Annotated in this window: 23 protein-coding genes; 16 read left to right on the top strand and 7 right to left on the bottom strand. The window is 46.7% G+C overall.

Annotated features, from left to right (window positions below; translation table 11 throughout):
* Positions 1-5: 5 nt before the first annotated feature.
* The gene (locus tag ACMX2I_RS17705) at positions 6-1,004 is read right to left on the bottom strand and encodes a hypothetical protein (protein ID WP_414957731.1); all 999 of its coding nucleotides are present in this window, start codon (positions 1,002-1,004) and stop codon (positions 6-8) included.
* Between the two features lie 189 nt (positions 1,005-1,193).
* Here ACMX2I_RS17705 and rlmD point away from each other — a divergent pair, with 189 nt between their 5' ends.
* The 11 genes from rlmD (at position 1,194) to ACMX2I_RS17650 (ending at position 13,300) form a co-directional block, all read left to right on the top strand.
* Positions 1,194-2,594 (top strand): 23S rRNA (uracil(1939)-C(5))-methyltransferase RlmD, encoded by a 1,401-nt coding sequence (rlmD, locus tag ACMX2I_RS17700; RefSeq protein ID WP_087992567.1) that lies wholly within the window; start codon positions 1,194-1,196, stop codon positions 2,592-2,594.
* A gap of 361 nt (positions 2,595-2,955) precedes the next feature.
* Positions 2,956-3,936 carry a tRNA dihydrouridine synthase gene (locus ACMX2I_RS17695; RefSeq protein ID WP_414958354.1) on the top strand — a complete coding sequence of 327 codons (981 nt, stop codon included), beginning with the start codon at positions 2,956-2,958 and terminating at the stop codon, positions 3,934-3,936.
* Positions 3,937-4,199: 263 nt separating this feature from the next.
* Positions 4,200-4,757 (top strand): GNAT family N-acetyltransferase, encoded by a 558-nt coding sequence (locus ACMX2I_RS17690; protein ID WP_414958353.1) that lies wholly within the window; start codon positions 4,200-4,202, stop codon positions 4,755-4,757.
* Between the two features lie 81 nt (positions 4,758-4,838).
* Positions 4,839-5,291, top strand: a complete 453-nt coding sequence (locus tag ACMX2I_RS17685; RefSeq protein WP_414957730.1) for a DUF6884 domain-containing protein — start codon at positions 4,839-4,841, stop codon at positions 5,289-5,291.
* A gap of 28 nt (positions 5,292-5,319) precedes the next feature.
* On the top strand, positions 5,320-6,009 hold the full coding sequence (locus tag ACMX2I_RS17680) for a hypothetical protein (RefSeq protein WP_333516703.1): 690 nt from the start codon (positions 5,320-5,322) through the stop codon (positions 6,007-6,009).
* Positions 6,010-6,495: 486 nt separating this feature from the next.
* On the top strand, positions 6,496-7,497 hold the full coding sequence (acoA, locus tag ACMX2I_RS17675; RefSeq protein ID WP_414957729.1) for an acetoin:2,6-dichlorophenolindophenol oxidoreductase subunit alpha: 1,002 nt from the start codon (positions 6,496-6,498) through the stop codon (positions 7,495-7,497).
* Position 7,498: 1 nt separating this feature from the next.
* Positions 7,499-8,527, top strand: a complete 1,029-nt coding sequence (gene acoB / locus ACMX2I_RS17670; protein ID WP_414957727.1) for an acetoin:2,6-dichlorophenolindophenol oxidoreductase subunit beta — start codon at positions 7,499-7,501, stop codon at positions 8,525-8,527.
* A 14-nt stretch (positions 8,528-8,541) separates the two neighbouring features.
* Positions 8,542-9,738: a dihydrolipoamide acetyltransferase family protein gene (locus ACMX2I_RS17665; protein WP_414957726.1), complete on the top strand. Its 1,197-nt coding sequence runs from the start codon at positions 8,542-8,544 to the stop codon at positions 9,736-9,738.
* 20 nt (positions 9,739-9,758) lie between these two features.
* Entirely contained in the window at positions 9,759-11,135 is a 1,377-nt protein-coding gene (gene acoL, locus ACMX2I_RS17660; protein ID WP_414957724.1) for an acetoin dehydrogenase complex dihydrolipoyl dehydrogenase, read from the top strand.
* Between the two features lie 115 nt (positions 11,136-11,250).
* Entirely contained in the window at positions 11,251-13,068 is a 1,818-nt protein-coding gene (locus ACMX2I_RS17655; protein WP_414957722.1) for a sigma-54-dependent Fis family transcriptional regulator, read from the top strand.
* Between the two features lie 52 nt (positions 13,069-13,120).
* Complete coding sequence (locus ACMX2I_RS17650; RefSeq protein WP_087992576.1) at positions 13,121-13,300, top strand: small acid-soluble spore protein H; 180 nt, start codon at positions 13,121-13,123, stop codon at positions 13,298-13,300.
* A gap of 34 nt (positions 13,301-13,334) precedes the next feature.
* On the opposite strand, the gene ACMX2I_RS17645 is transcribed toward ACMX2I_RS17650, so the two are convergent.
* From ACMX2I_RS17645 to ACMX2I_RS17620, 6 genes are read right to left on the bottom strand one after another with little or no spacing between them, the layout of a single operon-like run.
* Positions 13,335-13,664, bottom strand: a complete 330-nt coding sequence (locus ACMX2I_RS17645) for a YnfA family protein (protein ID WP_414958352.1) — start codon at positions 13,662-13,664, stop codon at positions 13,335-13,337.
* Between the two features lie 49 nt (positions 13,665-13,713).
* Positions 13,714-14,256, bottom strand: a complete 543-nt coding sequence (locus ACMX2I_RS17640; RefSeq protein WP_414957720.1) for a YfjD family protein — start codon at positions 14,254-14,256, stop codon at positions 13,714-13,716.
* Positions 14,257-14,266: 10 nt separating this feature from the next.
* A complete protein-coding gene (locus ACMX2I_RS17635; protein WP_414957719.1) occupies positions 14,267-14,824 on the bottom strand; it encodes a YfjD family protein in 558 nt (185 codons plus the stop codon).
* Between the two features lie 29 nt (positions 14,825-14,853).
* Complete coding sequence (locus tag ACMX2I_RS17630; RefSeq protein WP_414957717.1) at positions 14,854-15,627, bottom strand: hypothetical protein; 774 nt, start codon at positions 15,625-15,627, stop codon at positions 14,854-14,856.
* Between the two features lie 11 nt (positions 15,628-15,638).
* Positions 15,639-16,862, bottom strand: coding sequence for a hypothetical protein (locus ACMX2I_RS17625; protein ID WP_414957715.1), 1,224 nt, complete (start codon positions 16,860-16,862; stop codon positions 15,639-15,641).
* Between the two features lie 5 nt (positions 16,863-16,867).
* Positions 16,868-17,182 carry a WXG100 family type VII secretion target gene (locus tag ACMX2I_RS17620; RefSeq protein ID WP_289346704.1) on the bottom strand — a complete coding sequence of 105 codons (315 nt, stop codon included), beginning with the start codon at positions 17,180-17,182 and terminating at the stop codon, positions 16,868-16,870.
* 335 nt (positions 17,183-17,517) lie between these two features.
* Between ACMX2I_RS17620 and glvA the strand changes: the two genes are divergently transcribed.
* The 5 genes from glvA (at position 17,518) to ACMX2I_RS17595 (ending at position 24,935) form a co-directional block, all read left to right on the top strand.
* Positions 17,518-18,867 carry a maltose-6'-phosphate glucosidase gene (gene glvA, locus ACMX2I_RS17615; RefSeq protein ID WP_414957713.1) on the top strand — a complete coding sequence of 450 codons (1,350 nt, stop codon included), beginning with the start codon at positions 17,518-17,520 and terminating at the stop codon, positions 18,865-18,867.
* 65 nt (positions 18,868-18,932) lie between these two features.
* On the top strand, positions 18,933-19,697 hold the full coding sequence (glvR, locus tag ACMX2I_RS17610; protein WP_202328276.1) for a MurR/RpiR family transcriptional regulator GlvR: 765 nt from the start codon (positions 18,933-18,935) through the stop codon (positions 19,695-19,697).
* Between the two features lie 16 nt (positions 19,698-19,713).
* Positions 19,714-21,300 carry a PTS maltose transporter subunit IIBC gene (malP, locus tag ACMX2I_RS17605; protein ID WP_087992584.1) on the top strand — a complete coding sequence of 529 codons (1,587 nt, stop codon included), beginning with the start codon at positions 19,714-19,716 and terminating at the stop codon, positions 21,298-21,300.
* Positions 21,301-21,405: 105 nt separating this feature from the next.
* A complete protein-coding gene (locus ACMX2I_RS17600; protein ID WP_414957711.1) occupies positions 21,406-23,127 on the top strand; it encodes an ABC transporter ATP-binding protein in 1,722 nt (573 codons plus the stop codon).
* Positions 23,121-24,935 (top strand): ABC transporter ATP-binding protein, encoded by a 1,815-nt coding sequence (locus ACMX2I_RS17595; RefSeq protein ID WP_414957709.1) that lies wholly within the window; start codon positions 23,121-23,123, stop codon positions 24,933-24,935. Before ACMX2I_RS17600 ends, ACMX2I_RS17595 begins: the two co-directional genes overlap by 7 nt.
* Positions 24,936-25,017: the final 82 nt, after the last annotated feature.

Raw genomic sequence — 25,017 nt, 5'->3', positions numbered from 1 at the left:
TGAGATTAATCAATCTTCACTGTCATGCTTTGGCCTGAATCAGCACTTTTAACAGGTGAAAACGTGATTTTTAATTGGTGAAGATCTTCCGCTTTTCCGCTGTATACCGCTCCTATCACACCTTCTTTTTCTGTATGCGGCGCAATCTGATGTTCATTGCCTTTTAGGATATTATTATCTGCAACGGTCAGCTTTTGTCCGTCATCTGTTTCAACAGATTCAATGCCGTTCCAATCCATTTGTGTGTCTCCGGTATTCTCGGCTTTATAAGTGATTTGAATGTATCGAAGCGGCTCAGACACTTTTTGGTCTGTCATTTTTTTAAAGAGTTTCAGCTGTAAAGGGCTGATATTGGTACGCGACAGCAATTTGACTTGATCGACAGTAATCGTTAAGGGTTTCATTACTGTTTGTTTCTGGACATCAGCAATTTTGTCTAATGTAACGATTTCTCCATTGTCCTCGGTGGATGTTTCACCGGGCTTGGAAAGAATTTTATGCTCGCTGTCTTGGCTTGAATCATCTGTTTCATTGTCTGTATCCAGCGGCTTATCGCTTTCTTGAATCAGATGATTGTCAAGATCGACAAATCGAATGGTTGGTTCGCTGCTGTCATAATAAGACGAATGCTTATACAATGCGCGAAGAAACTGATCAAAGACTATGGCCAAGAGACCGTTTTCCATCGATTTTCCGTCTGAGTTGTTGAAGGTGACAACAACCGTATTGTTTTTGATTTCCACTTTTTTAACCACTTTTTCTCCATCGGAATTGGCTTCTGTCATTTTCTCAAATGCGCCGTTTAAATCCTTTTTGGAAATATGGATTTTATCCCAATCTTCTTTGGTAATACTGTTAAAGTCTTTTTTTAGCAAATCCAGATTTTTGCTTTCGTCTTCTGCTGTTTTTTCTGTTTTCGCAGAAGTCGCGGTGCTGTCGTTTCCGCATCCTGCTGCGCTGAATAGTAACCCTAATGCGCAGGCAGCGGTTAGAAATTTCTTCATTTTATCCCTCTTTTATGTAATAGTCATCACTTGTATCGGCTGTCTTGCTAGATGATTGAGTAAAATTGGAAAAGTTTTTGGAAAATATGAAGGAATCTAGGCAAGCGTGTTATACTAGAAAGATGTGAAAAAAACATTTCACTTTCTGCGATTTTGCAGAAAGCTCTATATAGAAACGGAGAGAACAATGTGAACCAACAAAAAAAACAGGCGCCCGTTGAACTGAAAGTCGGACAAACCTTTCCCCTGACGATTAAGCGTCTTGGCATTAACGGAGAAGGCGTCGGCTACTTTAAGAAAAAAGTCGTCTTCGTGCCCGGCGCGCTTCCCGGTGAAGAGGTTGTCGTGCAGGCCACAAAGGTTCAGCCGAAGTTTTCCGAGGGCCGCGTGAAGAAGATCCGCAAGGCGTCGGAGCACCGCGTGGCACCGCCTTGCCCTGTATACGAAGAGTGCGGCGGCTGTCAGCTTCAGCACCTTGCATACAGCCAACAGCTTCGGGAAAAACGCGACATCGTCATTCAGTCTCTTGAACGCCATACGAAGTTTAAAGTAGAAAACATGGAAATCAAAGAAACGATCGGCATGGACAACCCGTGGAATTACCGCAACAAAAGCCAATTCCAGATCGGGCGCTCGCAAAGCGGGAGCATCATCGCCGGCTTATACGGCCTCGATTCTCATGACATCGTGCCGATCAAAGATTGCATCGTTCAGCATCCGGCAACCAACAAAACAACAGGCATCGTCCGCCGCATTTTAGAGGACTTCAATGTGTCTGTTTATAATGAACGGAAACGAAAAGGCGATGTTCGCACCATTGTGACGCGAGTCGGTTTTGAAACAGGCGAGGTGCAGGTCGTGCTTGTGACAGCAAAAGAAACGCTTCCGCACAAGGAAGAAATCGTCAAAGCGATCCAAAAGCGCCTGCCGGAGGTCAAATCCATTATCCAAAATGTAAACGGAGCGAAAACCTCTGTCATTTTCGGTGAGAAAACAAAACCGCTCGCCGGACATACAGTGATCCAAGAGGTGCTCGGCGATGTGTCATTTGAACTGAGCGCCCGCGCTTTCTTCCAGCTCAATCCGGAGCAAACCGTCAAGCTGTACGGCGAAGTGAAAAAAGCGGCGCAGCTGACCGGAAAAGAAAAAGTCGTTGACGCGTATTGCGGCGTCGGCACCATCGGCATGTGGGTAGCGGACGGAGCGAAGGAAGTCCGCGGCATGGACGTTATCAAGGAATCGATTGATGACGCCAAGAAAAACGCCAAAAAACACGGCATGGCAAATGCCACATACGTAACAGGAACAGCCGAGCACTGGCTCCCAAAATGGACGAAAGAAGGCTTCCGCCCGGACGTCGTCATCGTCGACCCGCCAAGAACCGGCTGTGACAGCACGTTCCTGGACACGATCAAAAAAGTCAAACCGAAACGATTTGTCTACGTTTCCTGCAATCCATCCACGCTTGCGAAAGATTTGCAGGCGCTCTCGAAGGACTATCGCGTGGAATATATTCAGCCTGTGGATATGTTTCCGCAGACGGCTCATGTGGAAGCCGTGGCGAAGCTTGTATTAAAATCGTCTAATTAAAAGAAACGATTCCTAATCAGATCTGGATTTCGGAGAGAACACTGCCGATTTCCGGGTCTTTTTCATGCGCCAGCGTCGCCCTGCTGTCTTTTATGTAACTAGGGCCAAAGAAACAATATGTGATAAGCCCCCAGTTATTGATAAGAATAATGTCAGAGCCATAGAGCAGAAACCCGAGTCATGTGCCTAACCCTGTGATCGTTGTACTTTATCGCTATTTATGTGTTATGAGTAAAGGTTTAAATGTTCAAAATTTACTATCGTTTGATAAGAAGCGCTTCAGCATGCTATAAGTGTAAAAGAACATTTTTGCTTCATTAAGTTTGGCCTGGTATCCATAATGAAAGGATTTGAATTTGTTATGATAGATAATTTCTGGCGTGAATTGCCACGACCATTTTTTGTACTGGCACCAATGGAAGATGTGACTGATGTTGTTTTTCGCCATGTCGTGAGTGAAGCAGGCAGACCTGATGTGTTCTTTACGGAGTTTACAAACTCGGAGAGCTATTGTCACCCAGATGGAAAGGATAGTGTACGAGGCCGTTTGACCTTTACTGAGGATGAACAGCCAATGGTGGCGCATATATGGGGAGATAAGCCTGAAAACTTCCGGCAAATGAGTATTGGCATGGCGGAATTAGGGTTTAAGGGTCTAGATATCAATATGGGCTGTCCTGTACCTAATGTGACGGGGAATGGAAAGGGAAGCGGCCTTATTTGCCGTCCTGAAGTTGCAGCAGAATTAATACAAGCAGCAAAAGCAGGAGGATTGCCTGTGAGTGTGAAGACAAGGCTTGGTTACACGGATGTGGACGAATGGCGCGACTGGCTGACACACGTACTGAAGCAAGACATTGCGAATCTTTCCATCCATCTGCGTACAAGAGCGGAAATGAGCAAAGTAGATGCGCATTGGGAACTGATTCCGGAAATTAAGAAACTTCGTGACGAGGTGGCACCAGATACACTTTTGACGATCAATGGTGACATACCTAACCGTGAAACGGGCTTGAAACTTGCTGAACAATACGGCGTTGACGGGATAATGATCGGACGCGGTATTTTTACAAATCCTTTTGCTTTTGAAAAAGAGCCGAAAGAGCATAGCAGTAAGGAATTGATTGATCTTTTGAGACTGCATTTGGATCTCCATGATGAATATTCAAAAACAGAAGCTCGAGCATATAAACCGCTTCCTCGCTTTTTCAAGATATATCTCCGTAGATTCCGCGGGGCAAGTGAATTAAGAAACCAATGTATGAACACAAAGTCAACAGACGAAGTGCGTGCATTGCTCGATGAATTTGAGAGAAAGTATCTTAATGGGACGGAGCAATAGCAGAAGAATCCCAATTCAAGGGTAAAGCGAAGTGGGACGTTAAACTGGTGGAAGCGGTATTGAACCCGATTATTCCTGCCAATTGTCATCATTTGAAAAATTTAATATGCGGGAAGACATTCTGCCGAGAAGCTGTTGAAGTATGATAAGAATCAAGATAGCAAGGATATTTGTCCTTGCTATCTTTTTTTATCGAAAAGGATCAGATAAAATACATGGTAATAACAGGAGATGGTGCGGATACAAAGAAGGGGGAGTTTATGATGAAAGAATTTCCTATAATTGAAACAAAAAGATTATTGTTAAGAGAAGTAAACGTTGAAGATGCCAAAGATATGCTAACATATCTTTCAGATCAAGATGTTGTTAAGCCGATGGGGTTAGACCCCTTTGAAACAACTAGTGATGTTTGGGAAGAGATTAGGTGGTATAAATCCATATATGAAAAAGGTACAGGTATCAGATGGGGCATTACACTTAAAGATTCTGGCATCGTCATAGGAAGCTGTGGATTTCTTAATAGACTTGCAAAACATTATCGAGCTGAAGTTGGGTATGAATTAAGCAAAGATTACTGGCGAAAAGGAATTGTCAGTGAAGCACTAGAGGCTGTTGTCAAATATGGATATAACCACTTGCAGCTGGAAAGAATTGAAGCTCTTATTGAACCTTCTAATATTTCATCGATAAAACTAGTGGAAAAACAAGGTTTTAGCAGAGAGGGCTTGCTGAGACATTATGAATTTGCTTGTGGTAAATTTGAAGATTTATATATGTATTCAATGATCAAAGAAGATTTTACCTCTGGTTTGGGAAAATGAATTTTAACTAATGCCTCTTTCACAATAATGGGAGGAACTAACTGCCCGGGATATGAAAAATGAAACAGGGGGAAGAGAAAAATGAAACGACTATGCATCATCCCCTGCGGCAAGAAAAAAATATGGGACATCTATCCGGATAACGGTCCAACAAGGGCGAAAGACGCTTATCTCAGCCCGTTCCATCAAGCGTGCGAGCGGTATGCAAAAGCGTTTTTTGACGAGTGGGTCATTTTGTCTGCAAAGCACGGATTCCTTCGCCCAGATGATATCGTACCCGAAAATTACGATGTGGCTTTTGGAACCGGTCATCCGGAGATCATGACAGCGGAGGAGCTGAGCCGCCAATTTCGCGAAAAGGGCTTTTTCGAAAAAGAAGAGGTCGTCATGCTCGGCGGGAAAAAATATCGCAGTGTCCTTAACGCCGTCATCAGTGAACACCAGCACATCAGCTGGCCGCTATCACCGTACAAAGGCATTGGCTACATGCTTCAGGCACTGAACAGAGCGGCTGAAGAAAAACATGAACTGTAAAAGTATATTTTCGGAAAAGAGTGTGAAAATGAAAAGAATTGTGTTCGGCTTCCTTGCCATTGCTGTATTTGGATGTGGCTTGTATATCTATCATGTTTTATTCGGTGATCCTTTTTCGAAAAATGCCGCAGAGCAAAAGCTCACATCATATGTGAAACAGACCTATCCTAAAAAAGAAATCAACATCACGAATGGGGTATATAGCGCTAAAACCACTGAATATGTGTTCCAAGCAAACATCCAATCTCATCGCTATCCAATGTGTACGAAGGGATTTCTCCATCCGAAAGTCACGTGCGATGGAATTGAAGAAGCGTATACCGAATCAGTAGCAAAACACTTAAATGAAGAAGCATCGAAGGAAATCAAAGCAGATCTGAAAAAAGAGGTGCCGCAAATCATAAAAGCTGACGCTGCTTTGATCATTGAAAACGGCCAGTTCACATTAGATACAAAATGGAACAAACAGCTGGCTGAAAAAGCGCCTATGAACATGGCGATTCAGTTAGACGCGAGCGGGTTATCAAAAACAGAAGCCGCAAAGATGGCGGAAACAGTAAGAAAAACACTTAATGAAAAGGGATATACATACTCAAACGGCACGGTAGACTGTATGCAGAAGGACGGGGACGGCGGTTTCGGATATGTCAAATATTCAATTGATTTTCTTCCGAAAACAGCCATTCAGCCAAACGATGCAGAGGAATTAGGGAGTTAAAAGATTTCCGAGGAAATAAATACGTCGATCATTGTCAAAGACTGGGTGATGCCCGGTCTTTTCAGCGTGTCGACAAACCCTCGCATTCGTTGTCAGGCCTGCGCGTCGGTGCTCACGAATGACGAAAGGAACGGCGGCTAAATGCTTAGGCGTCCTGCCTCAACACCGCCGTCATCACATCCTGTGAAAGTCTGCTCCGATGCTCGCCCTTCCTAGACTTCAAGGGTTTTCAATTACGCTGAAAAGATGACAAAGTCATAAAACAAAAACCGTTTTATGACTTTGTCAACAATCTGAAAGACCGGGATGCCCGGTCTTTTTTGCATGCCATAAAACGAGACAAATGGATCAGATCGAGACAAAATGAGACACCTGTCTCAAACTGTCTCTAGTGTAAAAATGAAAAGATTGATTTTACGGGCATCAAAGACTGGCACACTTCTTGCATTTATAAATGTGAACCCTAAATAGAAGGAGGCGCACAAAATGGAATTGTTAAAACGAGAAGGCTTGTCATTAACTGAGGAGAAAGCGCTGTGGATGTACCAAAAGATGCTGGAAATCAGGGGCTTTGAAGACAAAGTGCATGAACTGTTCGCACAGGGAGTGCTTCCCGGATTCGTCCATTTGTATGCCGGTGAAGAAGCGGTAGCGGTAGGCGTGTGCGCTCATTTAGATAATGGCGACAGCATTACAAGCACGCACAGGGGACATGGACATTGTATCGCCAAAGGCTGTGATCTGGACGGCATGATGGCGGAAATTTTCGGGAAAGCGACCGGACTGTGCAAAGGCAAGGGCGGTTCTATGCACATTGCCGATCTCGATAAAGGCATGTTAGGGGCAAATGGAATCGTCGGGGGCGGATTTACGCTCGCATGCGGATCAGCGCTCACCGCTAAATATAAACAGACTAATAATGTAAGCGTTTGCTTTTTCGGAGACGGAGCAAACAACCAAGGCACCTTCCATGAAGGGCTGAACTTAGCGGCAGTATGGAACCTTCCTGTCGTGTTTATCAATGAAAACAACGGCTACGGTGAAGCCACCCCATTTGAATACGCGTCGGCCTGTAATTCAATCGCTGATCGGGCGGCTGCCTATAATATGCCGGGGGTCACGGTGGACGGAAAAGATATTTTAGCAGTTTACCAGGCAGCTGAGGAAGCGATAGAAAGAGCAAGGAACGGCGGAGGCCCGTCTTTGATTGAATGTATGACCTACAGAAATTACGGCCATTTCGAAGGGGATGCCCAAACATATAAAACGAAGAATGAAAGAGCTGAGCACCTTGAAGAAAAGGATGCCATTCAAGGCTTTAAAAACTACCTTTTAAAAGAAACTGATGCCAATAAACTGTCAGACATTGAAGAGCGTGTCAATGAATCAATTGAAAAAGCCGTCTCGTTCAGCGAAGACAGTCCTTATCCAAAAGAGTCAGAACTGCTGACAGACGTCTACGTGTCATATGAAAAAGGGGGAATGTGAGATGGCGAGAGTCATAAGCATGTCAGACGCGATCAATGAAGCAATGAAGCTTGCGATGAGAAGAGACGAAAATGTGCTTTTGATCGGCGAGGATGTCGCCGGGGGAGCGGCGGTCGATCATTTGCAGGATGATGAAGCTTGGGGCGGTGTATTAGGGGTCACAAAGGGGCTCGTACAGGAATTCGGGCGCACAAGAGTGCTGGACACACCGATTTCTGAGGCGGGCTACATGGGTGCGGCTATGGCTGCGGCATCAACCGGGTTGAGACCGATTGCCGAGCTGATGTTTAATGATTTTATCGGCACGTGCTTTGACCAGGTCATCAACCAAGGCGCGAAATTCCGCTATATGTTCGGCGGAAAAGCGCAAGTACCGATTACCGTCCGCACCACATATGGAGCGGGGTTCCGGGCCGCTGCCCAGCATTCACAGACGCTGTATGGCCTTTTCACCAGCATTCCGGGACTGAAGACGGTTGTTCCGTCCAATCCGTATGACGCTAAAGGACTGCTGCTTGCAGCAATCGAAGACAATGATCCGGTGTTCTTTTTTGAAGACAAAACGTCCTACAACATGAAGGGCGAGGTGCCGGAAGATTATTATACAATCCCGCTCGGAAAGGCGGACATCAAACGCGAAGGCGGCGATATCACGCTGTTTGCGGTCGGCAAGCAGGTCAATACCGCACTTAGTGCGGCTGCACAGCTTTCAGAGAAAGGCATCGAAGCCGAGGTGCTTGATCCCCGCAGTCTGTCTCCTCTGGATGAGGAAGCGATTTTCACATCGTTGGAAAAAACAAACCGGCTGATCATCATTGACGAAGCCAATCCGCGCTGCAGCATTGCCACGGATATTGCTGCGATTGTCGCCGACAAGGGCTTTGATTTGCTTGATGCGCCGATTAAACGAATTACAGCGCCGCATACACCGGTGCCGTTTTCACCAGTGCTTGAAGATCAATATTTGCCGACAGCAGATCAAATTGTCAGCGTCACGCTAGAATTGCTTGGCGAGCCGGCAATGAATTAATGGGGGGGACACAAATGGCGGTAAAAGTAGTGATGCCAAAATTGGGAATGGCCATGAAACAAGGAGAAGTATCGATATGGAATAAAAAAGTAGGCGATCCGGTTGAAAAAGGAGAAAGCATTGCCAGCATTCAATCGGAGAAAATTGAAATGGATGTTGAGGCGCCTGAAAAAGGAACGCTGATCGATATCAAAGTAAAAGAGGGTGAAGAGGTTCCGCCCGGCACAGCGATCTGCTACATCGGGGACGCCAATGAATCGGTGCAGGAAGAGGCGAAAGCACCTGTTGCAGAAGATAACGAACCGCTAGCCGTCCAGCCCGAAAAACAAGAAAACAAACCCGTAGCCGCGAAAAAAGAACGAATCAAAATATCTCCAGTCGCCAGAAAAATAGCGGAAAAAGCGGGATTAGACCTGAAACAGCTGAAAGGCACAGGGCCAGGCGGGCGAATCGTAAAAGACGACGTAACAAAGGCGCTTGCTGAACAGAAAAAAGATCGGCCAGAGCCGGTTTCTGAGCAGAAGGCGCAAGAAACGCCGGTGACAGGCATGAGAAAAGTCATCGCGGCCCGAATGCAGGAAAGCCTGGCAAACAGCGCGCAGCTGACGATTACGATGAAAGCTGATATCACCCAATTGGCAGCCCTTCAAAAACAGCTTTCTCCATCAGCGGAAGAGAAGTACGGCACAAAGCTGACGATGACTCATTTTGTGTCAAAAGCCGCCGTTCTCGCTCTGCAAGCTCACCCTGTGCTGAACAGCTTTTACCAAAAAGAGCGCATCATCACACATCCTCATGTGCACCTCGGAATGGCTGTGGCGGTGGAAAATGGGTTAGTTGTGCCTGTGATCCGCCATGCTGAAAAGCAGTCGTTGATTCAACTGGCTCAATCCATCTCAGAACAAGCCGAAAAAGCACGCGAGGGACGGGCGGGAAGCAAAGAACTGCAAGGCTCAACCTTCTCCATTACAAACCTTGGCGCTTTCGGAATCGAGCATTTTACACCGATATTAAATCCGCCGGAAACAGGCATTCTCGGCATCGGAGCAAGCTATGACACGCCCGTGTATCAAGGGGAAGAGATTGTGAGAAGCACGATCCTGCCGCTTAGCCTGACATTTGATCACAGGGCTTGTGACGGTGCTCCTGCCGCTGCATTTCTGAAAGCCATTAAAACATATTTAGAAGAACCGGCAGCATTAATTTTATAGGAAAAGCAGGTGAAAACGACATGACACTAGCCATTATCGGCGGCGGACCTGCAGGCTATGCGGCTGCAGTCTCCGCGGCACAGCAAGGCAGAACCGTGCTGCTGATTGACAAAGGCCCGCTTGGGGGAACCTGCCTGAATGAAGGCTGCATCCCGACAAAGTCTTTATTAGAAAACGCAAACGTTCTTGATAAAATCAAGCATGCCGGCCACTTTGGAATCGAACTTCCGCCCGGTGCGATATCGGTTGATTGGAGCAAAATGCAGAACCGAAAACAACAGGTTGTCAGTCAGCTTGTCCAAGGCGTTCAATACTTGATGAAGAAAAATCAAATACAGGTTGTGAAGGGGACGGCCTCCTTTCTTTCTGACAGAAAGCTCTTGATCGAAAGAGAGAACGGAAAAGAAATCAGAGAGGCGGACCAAGTATTGATTGCATCGGGATCAGAGCCAATTGCGCTGCCATTCGCCCCGTTTGACGGCGAATGGATCATCGACAGCAAGGACGCGCTTTCTCTTTCTGAGATTCCGTCTTCACTTGTCATTGTCGGCGGCGGTGTTATCGGCTGCGAGTATGCCGGGCTGTTTGCCAGACTGGGATCGAAGGTGACCATCATTGAAACAGCCGCACAGCTGATCCCGGCTGAGGATGAAGATATTGCCCGTCTCTTTCAGGAGAAGCTCGAAAAAGACGGTGTTGAAGTGCATACTGCATCCAGATTAGAGCGGGTGGATCAAGCGGCCAAAACGGCAATATGGAAAAGCGGGCAGCGAGAGTTTAAAACGAAGGCCGATTATGTGCTGGTGGCGATCGGCAGAAAACCCCGTCTTGACGGATTGCAGCTGGAGCAGGCCGGAGTAGATTTTTCTCCAAAAGGCATTCCGGTGAACGGGCACATGCAGACGAACGTGCCTCATATTTATGCGTGCGGAGACGCAATTGGAGGCATTCAGCTGGCGCATGCGGCTTTCCATGAGGGCATCATCGCTGCTTCTCATGCTTCCGGCAGGGATGTCCAAATCAATGAGAAACATGTGCCCCGCTGCATTTACACATCACCGGAAATCGCGTGTATCGGAATGACAGAACAACAGGCAAGAAGCGAATACGGGGATGTGAAGATTGGTGAATTTCCTTTTTCCGCAAACGGCAAAGCGCTCATTAAACAGCAAGCGGAAGGAAAGGTCAAAATCGTGGCGGAACCTGAATTCGGGGAAATCGTCGGTGTCTCGATGATTGGTCCTGATGTCACCGAGCTCATCGGCCAGGCGGCTGCGATCATGAATGGTGAGATGACCGCTGATATGGCGGAGCATTTTATCGCCGCCCACCCGACACTGTCGGAAACATTGCACGAGGCGCTGTTAAGCACGATTGGGCTTGCAGTGCATGCGTAATACGGGAAAAAGCAGGCGCAGGGATACAAGGCGCCTGCTTTTTTATTGTTGAAAGCGCTTTATTTTTCCCCTACAATAGATGAAAACGGCGTGTAAGGGAGGAGCGATCAAGGAAATGAATTCGATCCCAAACGATTTGCAAACCTGGAAACGTTTTGTGAAAGACGGTGTGCTTGATGAAGCCCGGTTAAGAAAACCGATCGCCGAGTCATGGCATCGCTGCAAAAAAGCTGAGGTCAACCCATATTTAGAAAAAGGCCCAAAGGTTTTACAGCAAACGGAGCTGGATCAGCAGTCAAAAAAGCATTCATTTTTCCTGAAGACCGCACAGCCTTACCTCGAAAAACTGCTGCCTGCCATAAAAGAAATGGAAATGATGGCGCTGTTAATTGATTCAGAGGGTGTTGTTCAGGCACTCGACGGCCATCCCCGCGCGCTCTATGAAGCCAAACGCATCAACTTCGTCAAGGGCGCATGCTGGACGGAAACGGCTGTCGGAACAAATGCGATTGGCACGGCGCTCCACATGATTGAGCCGGTTGCGATACAAGGATCAGAACATTACTCCATCGCTTCCCATCACTGGAACTGTTCAGCCGCTCCGATTCACCATGAGGATGGCAGCCTTGCGGGTGTGATTGATATATCGTGTCCGGCGGCAGGCGCGCATCCCCACATGCTCGGTATAGCCACTGCGATCGCCTATGCCGCGGAACGGGAACTGGCGGCTAAAAGCCGCGAGAAAGAGCTGGAGCTGATCAGCCGTTTTGGAGATAGGGCTGCATCCCGTGTACCAATGGTCCTCTGCAATACCAAACAGCACATTATCAGCGCGAGCATGCCGATTCGAACCTTAATACCGGATTGGCAGGGCCGGCACCTGTATGAGTTAAAAGAACGAGGCTTGTCAATCGAAAAAGCAGTCACCATGGGAGATGGCGGCACGTGTTTTTATCTCTCGGAACAAAAGAAAAAACCGGCATTTCGTTTCAATGGAGTTATCGGGCAAAGCGGCCGATCGCAAGGAATGCTGAAGAACCTTGAACGAGCGGCTGCGGCGGATGCAACGGTCTGTCTGTCGGGCGAAACGGGTACGGGGAAGGAAGTCGCGGCCCGCGCGCTTCATGAAAACAGCGAGCGGCGGCACGGCCCATTTGTTGCTGTCAATTGCGGAGCGATCCCGTCTGACTTGATTGAAAGCGAGCTTTTCGGCTATGCGGATGGCGCTTTTACGGGAGCGAAACGAAACGGCTACAAAGGCGCCTTTCAAAAAGCGAATCATGGGACCTTATTTTTAGATGAGATCGGAGAAATCTCCCATTCGATGCAGGTTGCGCTTTTAAGGGTGCTTCAGGAACGCAAGATTACGCCGGTCGGCGGGGCGAAAGAAATTCCGGTTGATATCAGAGTCATTGCCGCCACACATTGTGATTTGCGCGAGCTTGCTGAAAGGGGGATAATCAGAGAGGACTTGTTTTACCGCCTTCATGTCTATCCAATCGAGCTTCCTCCTTTACGCGACCGCCCCGAGGATATTCCGGACCTCTTTCAGTACTACAAACAGAAAAATCATTGGCCTGGCGAACTTCCCCCTGCTTTTTTTGATGTGCTGAAGCAATGGAGGTGGCCGGGGAATATTCGCGAGCTGTTTAATGTGTTTGAACGTCTTTCTATCAGATTTCCGGACGGCCGGCTGAGGGATGAGCCGCTCACCGCTTTACTGGAAGCCGCAGGACTGCCGATCAGCCCGGCAGAAAAAAAGCCGGATGCGGCCGGCGAGCTGACCCTTCGTGAGCAAATCCAAAAAGATATGATGATCAAAGCGCTTGAATCCGCAAAAGGTAACGTCTCTCAAGCCGCCAAAATCAGCGGAATCCCCCGAAGCACTTTCTACAAACGGCTGAAAAAATTTAACTTGGCCGCTGAATCATAAAGCATACTTCTTTCAAGAAATGGAAACGTTATGTATGAAGGAGGGTGTTAGAATGAATATTCAAAGGGCGAAAGAAATTGTAGAATCTCCCGACATGAAGAAAGTAACATATAACGGCGTTCCTATTTACATTCAGCACGTGAATGAAGAAGACGGAACAGCGAGAATTTATCCGCTTGATGAACCGCAAGAGGAGCATGAAGTGCAGCTGACCAACTTAAAAGAGGATTAAACAAAAATGGCCCGCTCATAAGCAGGCCATTTTGTTATCCGCGCGGCGCGAATAAGATGACACAGACACCGATCAGGCAAATCGATGCGCCGATCCAGTCATACAGATCAGGTGTTTTCCGGTCGACAAGCCATCCCCACAGGACCGCAAGCACGATGAATACCCCGCCATAAGCGGCGTATACACGGCCGAAGGAAGGGAAGGACTGAAACGTCGGAAGAATGCCGTAGACAATCAGGATCAGCGCTCCGGCGATCCCGTAGCCGACTGGCTTTGCCTCTCTCAGCCACAGCCAAATCAAATACCCGCCGCCAATTTCGGCAAGCCCCGCCGCGAGAAATAAAAGAATGGTCATCAGCATCACGCGCACTCCTCAACTTGCTTTTCTCTTTCATTATAAAGGAGGAGTGCTGTTAAAGCTTCGGATGATCCTCAAATTCCTTCAAATACGCGTTTCTCTGAACCTCTGTAAACTGGCCGATCCAATTGCTTTTCGCCTCTTCATTCAGATGGGGAAGGATATAGCGTTCAACAGCTTCAAAAAACAGAGGGTGCGCGATAATGTTCCAGGTAGGGATGCGAACGGCTTTGCCATCTGTTTTCTCGATGATAATATCTTCAAAAAAGATCCCTTTCAAACTGTAATGATGCCGTCCCATATCAATCCGTTTGATCTCAGAAAAATGCACACTGCGTTTTCTCGAGAAAATCTCGCCATCAGGACCTGTCTTTACGCTGAAAATAATATTTCCCCGGCTTGTGAACTCCGGAAAAGCCATACAAAATGTGATCAATCCATAAACGATCGCCATTAATCCGGCGCCCAAATAAAGCAGGGCATACTTAGATTCAAATGTGAGTGCTTCAGACACCAGCCACACTCCCGCAATAAAGGCGCCCCCTGTGGCGAGGAACAGCCAAGCTCTTAGAAACATCATGCTTTTTACTTCAATCAATGTGCTGCTCCTAAAGCTTCGGATGATCCTCAAATTCCTTCAAATACGCGTTTCTCTGAACCTCTGTAAACTGGCCGATCCAATTGCTTTTCGCCTCTTCATTCAGATGGGGGAGGATATAGCGTTCAACCGCTTCAAAAAACAGAGGGTTCGGAATAATGTTCCAAGTGGGAATGCGAATAGTTTTCCGGTCAACAGTCTGAATCATTACATCTTCCTGAAAAAGCCCTTTTAGGCTAAATTTATGCCGGCTCATCTCAATTTTCTTTATATCGATAAATTTCACAGACACTTTGTCAGTGAACAACTCTCCATCTTTTCCTGTTTTGATGCAAAAGATGGTATTTCCCCGCGGGGTGAACGCCGGAAAGAAGATGATAAATAAATATAAACAAAACAAGGTGAACAGAAAGCCGGCAGGAATGGCTAAAAGGTAATATTTCGTTTGAAAGGTAATACCCATATAAAAGAGCCACAAACATGCTAATCCCATACCGGCAGATCCGACAAAAGCCCATATTCTTAGGAACATTCTGCTTTTGACTTCAACAATTTCTTGGTTTTTCAATGCTTTTCTCCTTTTGTCCATTCAGATTCTTATTCACTTTTTGAAATGATTTGATTTACAACATCCTTATGAGCAGGGAGGACAGAAAATTCATTCTGGGTGATGCCTGTAACAAGCCAAGTATGATGGGTCCCGGGCAGAACAAATGCCATGTCAGCTACTTCAGGAGCGTTATCTTTGTCATACGCCAGGCGCATCAGTGTATCCATTTTCCCTTTTCGTAAAGCCAGATCATTTACAAATCGGGTAACGTCCTCTTGGTGGTCATGTTTTTCAAGGAATTCTTTTAGGTATGAAGGGTTGTCCGAAGCGCCCTCCAAGAGTTTTTCAAATTCATTTGATGTCAATGACACAATCGAGTCTCTTTTATCCTCTGTATCTATTATACGTAAAAACTCATCGGTCTTATCAATTAGTCCTTCACTTGATTCCATTTTTGTGATGCGGTGGACTTGTTCGTCAAAAAGGAGTTCGTGAGAATAGGTACCGAACTTTGATACATGGCAGGAAACATTCAGTTCGGCGCCTTGTCCGTCAAATTTAGAAAGCTTCACTGTATAGTCAGCGTCGTTTAATACATGGATAAACGGACAATACTCGTCCTTCAGCCGATATTGATGATTCCGATATTCCGCCGCATCCTTAGCTAAGAGTGAACGGCATGCAGCTTCAAATAAAGCGCCCAGCTGTTCATCTTCTATCTCCGGAAAATAGGCTTGCTTCAAGGCCATGCCTTGTTCAAAAAAACCTTCACTGTAAAAACAAAATAAAAGCTCTTCTATGCTGATTGTAAACTGCTTCATTGATTATTCTCCTATCCAAATGAAAATTTCCCTTTAAGGAAATGGGTTGCGCCATGTATAAGCGAATCCGCTGTTTTCTTTGCTTTTTCCATTCCTTTTTTCGCGCTGTCTATCCCTTTATGTATCGTTTCATTCGCAGCATCTATGCCGTCATTCACGGATTTGACGACTTTGCCGGCTGATTCCAGCCCTTTCTTGGCTGTATCAACGACAGCATGGATCGGTTCTTTCAGCGTTAAGGCTGCTTTTTCGGCAAAACCGGCTGTATATTTGGCGATTTGTTCTCCGACGACTCCGCCAACATATGAACCGGCTGCCCCAAGAAGAACAGTACCCACAGGTCCTGCAAAGCTTCCGAGCGCACCGCCGATGACAGCACCAGCTGTCGCACCGCCGGCAACAAAAATCGTATTATTCACAGCATTCCCGACAGCCTTGGCGTTTTCACGCTTGAGAACGTCCGGTTTGTCTTGGTATTTCGCGTAATTTTCAGCAATTTTCAAGCCTGCTCCGAACGTTTCAGTCGCTCCGGTGATCAGTGTGGCGGTAATGGCATTTCCTTTTGCGAATTTCAAGCCTGTTTTTCCGACATCCTTCAAAGTCGAGCGTACGCCGGCTTCATTAAGAAATCCTCTTGTGTAGCTTCTGACACTGTTTGAAAAATCCACCGTATCCTGAGGGAAGTACTTTGTAAACTTTTTATGTACCAAATCTGAAAATGGCCGGTTTGTCTTTTTAAACAAATATTTAGGATTCAAAAGCACTCTGGCGGCTTTTTGATAACGTGACCTGTCGACGGCTCCGGAAATATCCAAGAGAAGCTTGGAATGACGGGCGGTATGTAAGCCGCTTGGCTGTTTTTCGAATTTCGTAAGCCCGAGCCCGTAGTATTTTCCCTGCGTCAGCATAAGAGCGGTTAAGCTTGTCATTGTCCCATATTTGTCATAAGCATGATAAAGCTTTCGTAACATATCATCCTGTTCAACAAATTTATCGCCCGTTTTCCTGATGAAAATGTCATTGTCACTCAGCTTGGTGACAAGCGCTTTTCCTGAACTCCACGCATCGCCGACTCCGGAAAAACAGCTGCTGTAGCGGGGATCGCATTGCAAAATCATCTGTCCCAGCTCCACATGCAGGTCCTTATATTTGTTTTCCATATCGGTTAATTCAGTGACAACATCATTTGCCAGCTGTTCGAGCTTATCCGGATCAACCGCAATGTTTCCTGACACACTGTTCACCCCCTGAGTTTATGTCTTTCCTCTCTGGCTTTACGTTCCATTTCTTCCATTCTGGCAATCTCTGCTTTTCGTTCTTCTATTTTGACGGCGGCTGCTTTAAGTTCTTGGCTTGTTTCAAGCAGTTCCAGTTCGAATTGATCGTAGGCCGATTTCGTTTCCTCGAAATCCTGGTCGAACGAATCTCTTGCTTTCCCCTGCCAAGCATCCCCTAATGCAGATAACCGGGATTCAAGGAGCATTTTGGAGCTTCTGACCTCTTCCGCGGCCGCACTGTACTTGTTTGCCAGCTCAATGACTTTATATGAGTCCAACTTTTGTCCCCTGCCTTTCCTAAATTCACGCACAAATGGATGTTTTCTATAAATGATTATAAATAATTCGGCATGTATCCGAATCGTACAAAAGAACCTTTTCATAAGAACTGGAAGGGTGTATATTCACTTAAATTTCACAGTTGATGAGACTTTGAGATTACAAAAAAGGTAAAAAAAACAAATCTCTCGGACGTAAGGCAAGCGAGAAATTTCCCGCCCTATGGGAAAAAACACTAAAGTTGATCAAATGACCTAAGTGCGCCAAACGTGTTACGGGACGGGCCTTCCCATGGTATAAATGGAATTGTAAACGTTATCAAGGAGGTCGTCATATGAAGAAAAAATCATTCTCAATCGTAATAGCGGGCGGAGGAAGCACTTTCACTCCAGGGATCGTTCTGATGCTCTTGGATCATTTGGAGGAGTTTCCGATCAGAAAGCTCAAGCTGTATGATAATGATAAGGAAAGACAGGATCGCATTGCGGGCGCCTGTGATGTTTTTATTAGAGAAAAAGCGCCGGACATTGAATTTACAGCGACGACTGACCCGGAAGAAGCTTTTACAGATGTCGATTTTGTCATGGCGCACATTAGGGTAGGGAAATACGCGATGCGTGCGCTCGATGAGCAAATTCCGCTGAAGTACGGAGTTGTCGGCCAGGAGACATGCGGGCCGGGCGGTATCGCATACGGCATGCGTTCGATCGGCGGCGTGCTTGAAATATTAGATTACATGGAAACATACTCGCCTGATGCATGGATGCTTAATTACTCCAACCCGGCGGCGATTGTAGCCGAAGCTACGAGACGCCTCAGACCGAATTCGAAAATTCTTAATATCTGTGATATGCCGGTCGGAATCGAAGACCGGATGGCGCACATTCTCGGCCTGTCCTCAAGAAAAGACATGAAGGTCCGCTATTATGGTTTAAATCATTTCGGCTGGTGGACATCGATTCATGATCAAGAGGGCAACGATTTAATGCCGAAGCTGAAGGAGCATGTATCTCAATACGGGTATATTCCGAAGACGGAGGCTGAAGCTGTAGAGGCGAGCTGGAATGATACATTCGCCAAAGCGCGTGACGTACAGGCCGCAGATCCTGACACACTGCCGAATACGTATTTGCAATATTATTTGTTCCCGGATGATATGGTGAAAAAATCAAATCCGAATCATACGCGGGCAAACGAAGTGATGGAAGGGCGCGAAGCCTTTATTTTCAGTCAATGTGACATGATCACACGCGAGCAGTCCTCGGAAAACAGCGAAATCAAAATAGATGATCACGCATCATATATCGTTGATCTGGCCCGGGCAATTGCCTACAACACAGGTGAAAGAATGCTGTTGATCGTTGAAAACAACGGCGCGATTGCGAACTTTGACCCGACTGCGATGGTCGAGGTGCCATGTATCGTCGGCTCTAATGGGCCTGAACCGATCACCGTCGGCACCATTCCGCAATTCCAAAAGGGGCTGATGGAGCAGCAGGTATCCGTTGAAAAACTGACGGTTGAAGCGTGGGCAGAGAAATCGTTCCAAAAGCTCTGGCAAGCGCTGATTCTGTCAAAAACAGTGCCGAACGCGCGTGTGGCAAGGCTCATTCTCGAGGATTTAATAGAGGCCAACAAAGACTATTGGCCAGAGCTTGATCAAAGCCCAACCCGCATTTCATAACTGAAATTCCCCCATTTTTGAATCTGTAATTGTATATAATAGAAAGAAAATGGGGGGAATCTGATATGCAGCTCGAAGAACTGATTAATCAGCACTATAACAAATTAAATGACAACGATTTTCATATTTTAAAATATATATTGAATCACAAGCACACGTGCTATCACCTTGGAATCGACGCAATGGCCAAAGCCTGCAGCGTATCGCGTTCCTCGATTTTGCGGCTTGCCCAAAAGCTCGGTTTCAGCGGCTACAGTGAATTTCGCGTCTTTTTAAAGTGGGAAGATCAGCCGGAAGAAGGCGAGAATATGAGTTTTCAAAAGCTGCTTGACGATATTGAATCAAATCTGAAGTTCTTGAGGACAAAGGACATGACGGACATGTGCCAGCTGATTGATGAAGCAGACCGCATTTTCGTGTACGGATCAGGAAATGCGCAAAAGATCTGCGCTCGTGATCTGCAAAGAATGTTTATTCCGCGCCATCGGTATCTCATTATGATTGAAGACAGAAATGAATTTAATCTGATGCGGGACGATTTTAAAGTAAACGATCTGTTTATCATCATTTCTCTTTCCGGAGAAACACCGGAGCTGATTCCTCAGGCAAGAATGCTTTCTGCAAAGGGTATTCCCTTTATTTCCATTACGAATTTAAAAAACAATGTCCTCGCCCAGCTGACTCCGCACAATCTTTATGCGACAAGCAAACCTGTGACATTAAGCGATAAAACGGAAATTGTCGCTTTTACACCTTTTTTTATCGTTGGCGAAGCATTGTTCCGCGCATATGTTGATTACAAAGAGGCAGAAAAAAATGACATTGAGTAACAGGGGGGGTTCTGGTATGATGCAAAAAATTCAGCGCTTTGGAAGCGCGATGTTTGTGCCTGTTCTTTTATTCGCGTTCGCCGGCATCATCGTCGGGGTTAGTACGCTATTTAAAAATCAAACCCTCATGGGTCCGCTCGCCGATCCAGACGGGTTGTGGTATCAGTGCTGGTATATCATTGAGCAGGGCGGCTGGACAGTATTTAATCAAATGCCGCTCTTATTCGCCATCGGAATCCCGGTTGCTTTGGCGAAGAAAGCTCAGGCTCGCGCTTGTTTGGAAGCGCTTACGGTTTACTTGACGTTCAATTACTTTGTGAGCTCGATCTTGACGGTATGGGGAGGCGCGTTTGGCGTCGACATGAACCAAGAGGCCGGCGGAACGAGTGGGTTAACGATGATCGCGGGCATCAAAACGCTTGATACCAACATTATCGGGGCCATCTTTATTTCTTCGATTGTCGTCTATTTGCATAATCGTTATTTCGATAAAAAACTGCCCGATTTTCTCGGCATCTTTCAAGGCTCAACGTATATTGTGATGATTTCCTTCTTCATTATGATCCCGATTGCCTTGGCCGTGTCTTATATTTGGCCGATGGTTCAGACGGGAATCGGCTCGCTGCAAAGCTTCCTGGTTGCTTCGGGGGCGGTGGGCGTTTGGATTTATACGTTTTTAGAACGGATTTTGATTCCGACCGGGCTTCATCACTTTATTTACACGCCGTTTATTTACGGGCCTGCTGTAGCGGAAGGCGGGATCGTCACGTATTGGGCACAGCATCTCGGGGAATATTCGCAAAGTGCCAAATCACTGAAGGAGCTCTTCCCGCAAGGCGGCTTCGCGCTCCACGGCAACTCGAAAATCTTCGGCATTCCGGGGATCGCCCTGGCGTTTTATGCCACAGCCAGCAAGGAAAAGAAAAAACTCGTCGCAGGACTGCTGATTCCTGTCACGCTGACGGCGATTGTCGCCGGTATTACAGAGCCGATTGAGTTCACTTTTCTTTTCATCTCTCCTTTCTTATTTGCGGTTCACGCCGTGCTTGCGGCATCAATGTCGACCGTCATGTATTTGGCTGGTGTCGTCGGAAACATGGGAGGCGGGCTGATCGAAGCGGCTACCTTGAACTGGATTCCGCTCTTTGGCAGCCACGGTATGACGTATGTGTATCAAATTTTGATCGGGCTCTCTTTTACAGCTATTTATTTTTTCGTCTTCCGATTTTTAATCCTCAAATTCAATATCGCCACACCAGGACGGGAAAAGGATGACCAGCAGGAAACAAAGCTGTATTCGAAACAAGAATACAAAGACAGAAAAAACAAGAGGGACGAAACGGCCGCCGCTGCTGAAACGGCAGATGACACCGCTTTTCTGTATGTTGAAGCGCTGGGCGGAAAAGACAACATCACTGAAGTGACAAACTGCGCCACCCGCCTTAGAGTCAGCGTCAAGGATGAAACAAAGGTTGAGTCCGACAGCGTATTCCGCGCGCTTGGCGCACACGGGGTCGTCAGGAATGGAAAGGCGTTTCAGGTGATTATCGGATTAAGCGTTCCGCAGATGCGGGAGCGTGTGGAAAAAATATTGAATCAATAAAGCCAGCCCTCCTTCTTGGGAGGGTTTTCGTTTGCCGTCAAAAAGACCATCATAGTAAAGTAAAGAAAGAGACAATCGAGTAAAAAGGGGTTTGGAGGCTTTTACATGCAAAAGGCTTTATCGTTTTTAAAACCACATTCATTCCTGGTGGGAATTGCCCTGGTTCTCATGCTGACGGAGCTTGCGGTTGAACTGGTGCAGCCTCTATTGATCGCAAAAATCATCGACGATGGGATATTGAAGCAAGATCTCCGGCATGTGTGGACATGGGGCGCGGTCATGATTGGACTGACCGTGTTATCATTTGCGGCGGGAATGCTGAATTCCTTTTATGCCGCCCATGTCAGTCAAAGCTTTTCCTATGATACGAGAAAAGGGCTTTTTCAAAAAATCCAGTCCTTCTCCTATTCGACATTTGGACAGTTTTCGTCCTCTTCTTATATCACAAGGCTGACAAACGATGTCACACAGGTTCAAAATATGATTTTTATGAGTTTGCGGTTTATGCTGCGGGCTCCGTTAATGATTGCAGGCGGCATTGTGCTGTCGCTGGCCGTTAATGTGAAGCTCGGCTTTTTTCTGCTTGTGACCATCCCGATCTTGATCTTGTTTTTGCTATGGGTATTAAAGAAAGGCGGGGCGCTGTTCCGCTCAGTGCAGAAACGGCTGGATCAGGTGAACACCGTCATGCAGGAAAACTTAACCGCAATCAAGCTGATCAAAGCGCTGCTTCGCGGCAGCCACGAGGTCAAAAGATTTATCAAAGCCAACACAAGGCTGATGGAAAAAACAGTTTCAGCATTTCAGCTTGTGGAATTCACGATGCCTGTGCTGATGCTGCTGATGAACCTCTGCATTCTTTTGATTTTGTGGGCAGGGGCCCACAGTATCACGAGCGGAAGCACTCAGGTCGGTGATGTTGTCGCGATTATTAACTACGCAACACGAATGACGGGCGCGCTTTCGATGTTTCCGTTTTTGATTATGATTTTCACCCGGGCTAAAGCTTCTGGAGATAGAATCGGCGAGGTGCTTGAAACGGAGGGCGATGAAGGAGAGGAAGGGATCATACCTGATCGTTTGTCGGGACGGATTGTGTTTCAGCGTGTATCCTTCCGTTATCCTGACATGGACAGAGAAGCGCTGCGAGATGTCTCATTTTCCGTAAATCCAAGGGAAACCATCGCGATTCTCGGAGCGACGGGAGCGGGCAAATCCACGCTCTTTCAGCTCATTCCGCGGCTTTATCAGTCGGATTCAGGCAGCATTTACATAGATGAAAAGCCGATTCGTGATGTTCCGGCCGAGGGGCTTCGCAAGCAAATTGGATATGTACCGCAGGAAGTGCTCCTGTTTTCCGGCACAATCAAAGAAAATATCGCTTGGGGCAAAGAAAATGCTTCACTTGATGAAATAATGGAAGCGGCCAAACATGCGCAAATTCATGAAACGATTATGAAGCTCTCGAATGGATATGACACTGTATTGGGGCAAAGAGGCGTCAACCTGTCCGGCGGCCAGAAGCAGCGGATTTCCATTGCGCGGGGTCTGATCAGAAAGCCGGCCATCCTTCTTTTAGATGACAGCACCAGTGCACTCGACCTGCAAACGGAGGCGAAGCTGCTTGAGGCGATCAGCGCCTATGAGTGCACAACTTTGATCATTACGCAAAAAATGACCACGGCGATGAAAGCTGATAAGATTTTGCTGCTTGAGGATGGCGAACTGATTGAAAAAGGTACGCACAGTAAGCTGCTTTCTGAATCTCAGTTATACAAGCGCATTTACGAGTCGCAATTCGGAAGGGAGGGGAGTGAGTCGTGCTAAAAGACATCCGCAAGCCTTTCCAATATCCCAAACTGCCAATCGACAAAAAAGAAAGCGCGAAAAAGCGGACGAAAGCAAAGGATGCAAAAGGCACACTGAAGCGAATCTGGTTTTACTTGGCTGAACGAAAAGGACTGCTCATCCTTGTCATGCTGATGGTTGTCATCAGCGCGATATTCGGGCTTCTCGGCCCCTTTGTGATCGGAAAGGCCATCGACCATTTTATCGTCGGGCGCACGGTCAACGGACTGATTCCCGTTTTGCTTCTTTTGCTCGTCATTTATGTGATTCAGTCTCTGTCGCTCTGGTTTCAAAACTATTGGATGATTACGATTTCGCAAGGCACTGTTTTCAGAATGAGAAGCGAGTTGTTCACTCATCTGCATGAGCTGCCGATTCCGTTTTTTGATAAACAGCGGCACGGCGAGCTGATGAGCCGGGTGACAAATGACATCGAAAATGTCAGCTCGACCTTAAACACGTCAGTCATTCAAATATTGTCAAGTGTCATCACCTTTGTCGGGACGGTTGCGGTCATGCTGTACTTGAGCCCGCTCCTTACAGTGATTACCCTGACCATCATTCCGGTGATGGCTGTGAGCCTGAAATGGATCACCAACCGGACGGGAAAGCTGTTTAAAGAACAGCAGAAAAACCTTGGTGAGCTGAATGGATATATTGAGGAATCCGTTTCCGGCGCAAAGGTCATCAAAGCCTATTCGCGTGAAAAGCAAATCACAGCCGAATTTCTCGAAAAAAACGCCGCGCTCAAGACGTCGGGCTTCTGGGCACAGACGATTTCCGGCTTTATCCCGAAAGTCATGAACTCTTTGAATAACCTAAGCTTTACGATGATTGCGGCAATCGGCGGTCTGTTCGCGCTGAAAGGCTGGATCTCGATCGGCTCTATCGTCGTCTTTGCCGAGTATTCAAGGCAATTCACACGCCCTTTAAACGATCTGGCCAACCAGTTTAATACAATGCTGTCCGCCATTGCCGGTGCTGAACGGGTGTTTGACGTACTTGATGAAAAAGAAGAGCGCGAGGATGAAAAGAACGCCGTTCATCAGCCGATCCAAACAGGCAGTATTGAATTCCGGGATGTGTCCTTCGGTTACGATGAAGGGCAGCAGACACTGAAGCATTTACAGTTTACCGTGCCTGCCGGACAGTCCATCGCGTTTGTCGGCCCGACGGGAGCGGGGAAAACAACCGTCACGAACCTGCTCGCCCGTTTTTACGAACCTAATGAGGGAAGGATTTTAATCGACGGTACAGATATTAAAACCCTTACTAGAGCAAGCCTTAGGAAAAACATGGGGTTTGTGCTTCAGGATTCGTTCTTGTTTCAGGGAACGATTAGAGAAAATATTCGCTACGGCAGGCTCGATGCTTCTGATCAGGAAGTCGAAGCCGCTGCAAAAACAGCGAACGCCCATAGCTTTATTGAAAGGCTGCCAAAAGGATACGAAACCGTGTTGACGCAAAACGGATCAGGCATCAGCCAAGGACAGAAACAATTGATTTCTATAGCGAGGGCGGTGCTTGCCGACCCGGTTCTTCTCATATTGGATGAAGCGACAAGCAACATTGATACCGTAACAGAAGTCAACATTCAAGAAGCGCTCGCCCGTTTAATGGAGGGGAGAACAAGCGTCATCATTGCCCACAGGCTGAATACCATTCAAAGAGCGGATCAGATTGTGGTGCTAAAAGACGGCGAGATGATTGAAAAAGGCAGCCATAGCGAGCTGATTCGGCAAAAAGGATTTTACAGTGACTTATATGAAAGCCAATTTGAGAAATAGACCTTTGTCCTGCACAAAGGTCTTTTTTGTTACAGTTTTATAGTTCTTTTATTTCATTTTTGTAAAATGTAACGAAATTACT

Origin of the sequence: Bacillus sp. SW14, from assembly GCF_047608225.1 — a bacterium.
Lineage (GTDB): Bacteria > Bacillota > Bacilli > Bacillales > Bacillaceae > Bacillus > Bacillus subtilis_G.
Note: the sequence above shows the minus strand (reverse complement) of the source record. Positions and strands in the feature narration are given on the sequence as shown.

Coding starts and splice junctions, on each gene's coding strand:
- ACMX2I_RS17705 (WP_414957731.1), bottom strand. CDS start 1,004: ATGAAGAAATTTCTAACCGCTGCCTGCGCATTAGGGTTACTATTCAGC.
- ACMX2I_RS17695 (WP_414958354.1), top strand. CDS start 2,956: ATGATAGATAATTTCTGGCGTGAATTGCCACGACCATTTTTTGTACTG.
- ACMX2I_RS17690 (WP_414958353.1), top strand. CDS start 4,200: ATGAAAGAATTTCCTATAATTGAAACAAAAAGATTATTGTTAAGAGAA.
- ACMX2I_RS17685 (WP_414957730.1), top strand. CDS start 4,839: ATGAAACGACTATGCATCATCCCCTGCGGCAAGAAAAAAATATGGGAC.
- ACMX2I_RS17680 (WP_333516703.1), top strand. CDS start 5,320: ATGAAAAGAATTGTGTTCGGCTTCCTTGCCATTGCTGTATTTGGATGT.
- acoA (WP_414957729.1), top strand. CDS start 6,496: ATGGAATTGTTAAAACGAGAAGGCTTGTCATTAACTGAGGAGAAAGCG.
- acoB (WP_414957727.1), top strand. CDS start 7,499: ATGGCGAGAGTCATAAGCATGTCAGACGCGATCAATGAAGCAATGAAG.
- ACMX2I_RS17665 (WP_414957726.1), top strand. CDS start 8,542: ATGGCGGTAAAAGTAGTGATGCCAAAATTGGGAATGGCCATGAAACAA.
- acoL (WP_414957724.1), top strand. CDS start 9,759: ATGACACTAGCCATTATCGGCGGCGGACCTGCAGGCTATGCGGCTGCA.
- ACMX2I_RS17655 (WP_414957722.1), top strand. CDS start 11,251: ATGAATTCGATCCCAAACGATTTGCAAACCTGGAAACGTTTTGTGAAA.
- ACMX2I_RS17650 (WP_087992576.1), top strand. CDS start 13,121: ATGAATATTCAAAGGGCGAAAGAAATTGTAGAATCTCCCGACATGAAG.
- ACMX2I_RS17630 (WP_414957717.1), bottom strand. CDS start 15,627: ATGAAGCAGTTTACAATCAGCATAGAAGAGCTTTTATTTTGTTTTTAC.
- glvA (WP_414957713.1), top strand. CDS start 17,518: ATGAAGAAAAAATCATTCTCAATCGTAATAGCGGGCGGAGGAAGCACT.
- glvR (WP_202328276.1), top strand. CDS start 18,933: ATGCAGCTCGAAGAACTGATTAATCAGCACTATAACAAATTAAATGAC.
- malP (WP_087992584.1), top strand. CDS start 19,714: ATGATGCAAAAAATTCAGCGCTTTGGAAGCGCGATGTTTGTGCCTGTT.
- ACMX2I_RS17600 (WP_414957711.1), top strand. CDS start 21,406: ATGCAAAAGGCTTTATCGTTTTTAAAACCACATTCATTCCTGGTGGGA.